Below are 5,216 nucleotides of genomic sequence, written 5' to 3'. Positions count from 1 at the left end.
GGCATCCAGTGCCGCGGCCTCGGTGGCCGCGGCACTCACGGGCGCGGTCGTCACTGCTGGGCCACCACCGTGCCGTTGGCCGGGGTCGCGGTCAGGGACGAGACCCTGGTGTCGGCGACGCCCAGCTTCTTGGCCGCGGCGAGCAGCTCACGCAGCTTGCCCGAGTCCTCGCCACCCTTGCTGATCTGCTGGGTGAGGAAGGCGGCCAGCGTCAGGTTGGCCACGTCCCCGGTGGAGACCGAGCCGAGCAGCCGGCTCAGGTCGTCGGTGATGCTGGCCGAGCCGTCGAGGTAACGCGAGCCGAGGCCCTGCGCCACATTCGAGTGCTCGACGAAGCCGTCCAGGCTCTTGCCCATCGTGATCGAGCCGAGCAGCTTGTCGAAGAAGACCGAGTCACCGCCGACGATGTCGATGTTCGCCTTCTCCAGGCCGGCGGCCACGACCATCGCCTGCGACTCGGCGATCTCCTTGTGCACGGTGATGCCGGCGAGCCGGATCTCCTTCTCCATCTCCAGGCGCAGCCGGTATTCCTCGTGCTCGCGGGTGGCGTCGTCCAGCGCGCCCATCGCGGCGGCCTTCTCGGTCAGGCCCTCGGCCTCGCCCTTGAGCTTCTCGCGGATCGCCTCGGCGGCGACCAGCGCCTTCTCCCGCTCGACGATGGCCTCGGCGCGGCCGGTGAGCTCGGTGACCTCGGCGTTGGCCCGGCCGGTCTTCTCGATGACCTCGGCGTTGCGCTCACGCACCTGCACGTCGGCCAGCCCGGCGGCGGCCGCCTCGGCCTGCGTGCCCTCGGCCAGCCGGATCTTGGCCCGGGCGTCCAGCTCGGCGGTCTGCTGACGGGCCTCGGCCAGCAGCAGCTCCTCGCGGGCCTTGAACTTGGCCGCGGTCTCGGCCGCCTCGGCCGCCTTGATGTCCTTGACCAGCGCCTCCTGGGCCTCGGCCTCGGCGTTGATGATCACGGCCTGGCGGGTGCGCTCGGCTTCCTCGACGACGCGCAGGCGCTTGATGTTCTCCTCCTGCTCGGCGACCGTCTTCTCCACCGCGATGCGCTCGCGGATCACCTCGGCGATGGCCCGCTTCTCGCCCTCGACCTCCTTGTCCTTGGAGATCGTGGACAGCTCGGTCTCGCGTTCGCGGCCGATGACCTCGAGCATCCGGTCCTTCTCGATGCGCTCGGTCTCGATGGCGATGACCCGCTCGCGGTTCTTCTCGGCGACCGCGATCTCCCGGTCCTTGTTCTGCTTCTGCACGCCGAGCTGCTGCTCGGTGCGCAGGTGGGCGCCCTCGGCGCGGAGCCGCTCCTCGGCCTGGGCGAGCTGGATCTCCGCCGTCTCGCGGGCCCGGATGGTCTCGATCTCCCGGTTCTGCTTGATCTCCGCGTCCGCCTGCCGGCGCTCCAGCTCGAGGATCGCCTCCCGGGCGTCCACGTTCTGCCGGGTGATCTCCTTCTCCTCGTTGCGCCGGAAGTCGTTGGTGCGGACCGCCTCGATCGCGGTCAGCTCGGTGATCTTCCGGATGCCCTGGGCGTCCAGGATGTTCTTCGGGTCGAGCGAGTGCATCGGGGTCTGCTCGAGGAAGTCGATGGCCGCGTCCTCGAGGCTGTAGCCGTTGAGGTCGGTGCCGATCACCTCGATGATCTGGTCCCGGAACTCGTTGCGCTTGGTGTAGAGGTCGACGAAGTCCAGCTGCTTGCCGACCGTCTTGAGCGCCTCGGAGAACTTGGCGTTGAACAGCTCCTGCAGCGTCTGCTCGCTGCTGGCCCGGGTGGTGCCGATCGCCTGGGCGACCTTGATGACGTCCTCGGTGGTCTTGTTGACCCGGACGAAGAACGTGATCCGGATGTCCGCCCGGATGTTGTCCCGGCAGATCAGGCCCTCCCGGCCGGTCCGGGAGATCTCGATGGTCTTCACCGAGATGTCCATCGTCTCGGCCTTGTGCAGCACGGGCAGCACGACCGCGCCGGTGAAGGTGACGTCGACCCGGCGCACCTTCGACACGATGAGCGCCTTGCCCTGTTCCACCTTGCGGAACATGCGGCTGAGGAAGAAGACGACGCCGAGCACGATGAGCAGCACGACGGCGATGAGCACACCGAGACCGGTGGAAATCACGTCCATCATTGATCCTTCTTGCCGAGGGGCTGACTAGAGAGCTACGTCTGCGGGGACGATCCAGAAGAACTCGCCGTCCGCGTCGAAGTCGTAGAGCACGGCGACCGTGCCGGCCCGGAGATCGTCGTTGCCGGCCTGGCGGACCTGCACCACCGCCGACGAACCGTCGGGTGAGTGCACCTCCGCCTGGCCGAAGGTGGCGGTGACCCGCCCGGTGCGCACGACGCAGGTCATCCCGACGAAGTCGGCCCGCGACGGCTCGGCGCCGGACGGCAGGAATCGCCGCAGCAGCAGCACGGCCAGGCGGGCGACCACCCAGGCGACCACGAGGGCGCCGGCCAGGACCAGTCCGGCCGGGATCGCGCCGAGCAGCTCGCCGCCGGCCAGCGCGGCGAACCAGGCGACCGCGACGAGCAGCGAGAGCACCACCGACGCGGGCACTCCGCCGAAGCCGAGGAAGCCGAGGAAACCACCGCCGGTGTCGCCGCCGTCGCCGTCGGGGTCCGCGCCGCCGACGATGACGACGAGCCAGTAGCCGATGACGACGACCAGGAGCGGGGTCAGGATGACGGCGGGGAAGCTGAGTGCAGCCTCGAAGAACCCGCCCATGCCTACGCCCCGTTTCCCCGTGTGCCGACCGCGATCGGCCGCCCGGAAAAGTGGGCGGCCCGTGTTCCTGCGGTGATGTCGATGATCGCAGGAGCCGTCAACGTGTGTTGTCCCCGAACCGACCAGTTCGCGGTGTCTCTTCAGTCGGAAGACCGACGGTTCCTCACTGAGCGTGACCCGATGGCCTCCCTCGGCAACGCGCTCCGGCGAAACGGCCCGCAGCACTCTCAGTAATCGGATCTTCGCTGCAGCACCCCTCCCGTCCCGCTTTGTCAGCCGGTGTCCTCACGCGGGGTGACGCGGCTTTCCGGGGCCTTCACGGCGATTCGGCCTGTCTGGGATGTCTGTCATAGGCCAAAAGGTCAGTTAGGCCCGGCGGTCCGGTCGCCGCCCTTGTGTCACGCTGGGTAGCGTCTTAATGTCCTAATACGTCCAAGAGCGCGGCCCTGAAACACCGGCCGACAACACGGACAGCGACGGAAGGAGGCGAGTGATGACGGCAGCGGACAGCTGGTACCTGGTGATCGTCGGATACGCGATCATGCTGGCCTGGCCGGTCTCCACGCTCGCCCTGGTGAGCTTCGCGGTGCGCTACGCCGCGTCGCACCGCACCGCGATCGTCAGCCGCTCGCTGGCCCACGGCGACGGCACCCCGCAGCACTTCTGGATCATCGTGCCGGCGCTGAACGAAGAGGTCGTCGTCGGCAACACCGTCAACGCCGCCCTCGGCCTCAGCGGACCCGGCGGCACGCTGGCCCGGGTGCTCGTGGTGGACGACGGCTCCGACGACCACACCCCCGAGGTCCTCGCCGCCATCGACCACCCGCGGCTGCGGGTGCTGCGGCGGGAGCTGCCGGAGGCCCGCAAGGGCAAGGGCGAGGCTCTCAACGCCGCGTACCGCTACATCGCCGAACGCACCGCCGAGGAAGGCGTCGACCCCGAGAAGGTCGTCATCGGCATCATCGACGGCGACGGTCAGGGCAGCCGCAACATCCTGCTCGAGGTGTCGCGGATGATGCGGGACACGACGATCGGTGCCGTGCAGGTGCAGGTCCGCATCCGCAACCGCAACAAGCTGCTCGGCGCGGTGCAGGACCTGGAGTTCGGCGCGATCGTCAACGCCTGCCAGAGCCTGCGGGACACCATCGACACCGTCGGCCTCGGCGGCAACGGGCAGTTCACCCGGCTGTCCGCGCTGCTCGCCCTGGGCGACGCGCCCTGGTCCGCGTGCCTGGTCGAGGACCTCGAACTGGGCCTGCGGATGCACCTCGACGGGGTCGGCATCCGCTACACCCCCCGCGCCTCGGTCACCCAGCAGGCCGTCGTCGACCTGCGCCGGCTCACCCGCCAGCGCACCCGCTGGGCCCAGGGCAACATCCAGTGCGTCCGGTACCTGCGCCGGCTGATGAGCTCGAAGCGGATCAGCACCACCTCGCTGCTCGAGGTCATGCACTACCTGATCTCCCCGTGGATCAACGCGGTGGTCACCGTCGTGCTGCTCGGCGCGGTCACCATCGCCACGGTGGGCCTGCTGATCGGCCACCCGGTGCCCTACCTGCACAGCTGGGGGGCGCTCGGCGAGAGCGGCGCGATGTGGTTCGCCGTCACGTTCTTCCCCGGCTTCGTCTGGGCGCTGGTGCACCGCTACCGGCTGCGCGACGAGACCCTGCGCCGGCTGCTGATCGCCGCGGCCGCGTACCCGATCTTCCTGCTCCTGGGTCTGGTCGCCACCTACCGCGCCATCGGCCGGCAGGCCACCGGCCGGCAGGCCTGGGCCAAGACCGAACGGCTCGCCGAGGAGCCGCTGCCGCACCACCTGCAAGTCGCACTCGCCGCCTGAAGGTCTCCCCCTCCCGGAAGAAGGCTCCCCCCACATGTCGCTCCCCGAAATCCACCTGATCGGCGGCACCCGCCCCGAGGCCGTCAAGCTCGCCCCCGTCGCGCTGGCCATGCGGGCCGCCGGCCTGGTCACCCCGGTCCTGGTGGCCAGCGGCCAGCACCCGGCGATGGTCAGCCAGGCGCTCGCCGCCTTCGACCTCACCCCGGACGTCACGCTGCAGGTCGAGCGCGGCACCGGCAGCCAGGCCGAACTGCTCACCGAGATGATCCGGCAGCTCGACACGCTCTGGGCGCAGCGGACCCCCGCCGCCGTGCTGGTGCAGGGCGACACGACGACCAGCCTGGCCGGCGCGCTGGCCGCGTTCTGGCGCCGCATCCCGGTCGTGCACCTGGAGGCCGGGCTGCGCTCCGGCGACCTCGACTCACCGTTCCCCGAGGAGGCCAACCGCCGCCTGGTCGCCCAGGTCGCCGCGCTGCACCTGGCCCCGACGCCGCTGGCCGCCATGAACCTGCTCGACGAGAACATCGCCACCGCGGACGTGCTGATCACCGGCAACACCGTGGTGGACGCGACCCTGGCGGTCGCCGGGCGCCGGCTGCCGTTCGAGAACCCACAGGTGGCCGCGGCCCGCGCCAACGCCGCCGGGCGCCGGCTGG

4 protein-coding genes are annotated in these 5,216 nt (G+C 70.1%); 2 read left to right on the top strand and 2 right to left on the bottom strand.

All coding sequences use genetic code 11. The features are described from left to right. Window positions 1-50 precede the first annotated feature (50 nt). Window positions 51-2,117 (bottom strand): SPFH domain-containing protein, encoded by a 2,067-nt coding sequence (locus AB0C29_RS32415; protein WP_360828281.1) that lies wholly within the window; start codon window positions 2,115-2,117, stop codon window positions 51-53. A gap of 27 nt (window positions 2,118-2,144) precedes the next feature. After that, window positions 2,145-2,720 carry a hypothetical protein gene (locus tag AB0C29_RS32410; protein ID WP_360828278.1) on the bottom strand — a complete coding sequence of 192 codons (576 nt, stop codon included), beginning with the start codon at window positions 2,718-2,720 and terminating at the stop codon, window positions 2,145-2,147. 493 nt (window positions 2,721-3,213) lie between these two features. Between AB0C29_RS32410 and AB0C29_RS32405 the strand changes: the two genes are divergently transcribed. Continuing rightward, the gene (locus tag AB0C29_RS32405) at window positions 3,214-4,560 is read left to right on the top strand and encodes a glycosyltransferase (RefSeq protein ID WP_360828275.1); all 1,347 of its coding nucleotides are present in this window, start codon (window positions 3,214-3,216) and stop codon (window positions 4,558-4,560) included. A 34-nt stretch (window positions 4,561-4,594) separates the two neighbouring features. After that, the coding region (locus AB0C29_RS32400; protein WP_360828272.1) for a UDP-N-acetylglucosamine 2-epimerase at window positions 4,595-5,216 on the top strand (622 nt) is incomplete at its 3' end.

It is taken from the genome of Actinoplanes sp. NPDC048791 (assembly GCF_040650095.1).
Taxonomy (GTDB): Bacteria; Actinomycetota; Actinomycetes; order Mycobacteriales; family Micromonosporaceae; genus Actinoplanes.
This window is presented reverse-complemented; position numbering and strand designations above follow the sequence as displayed.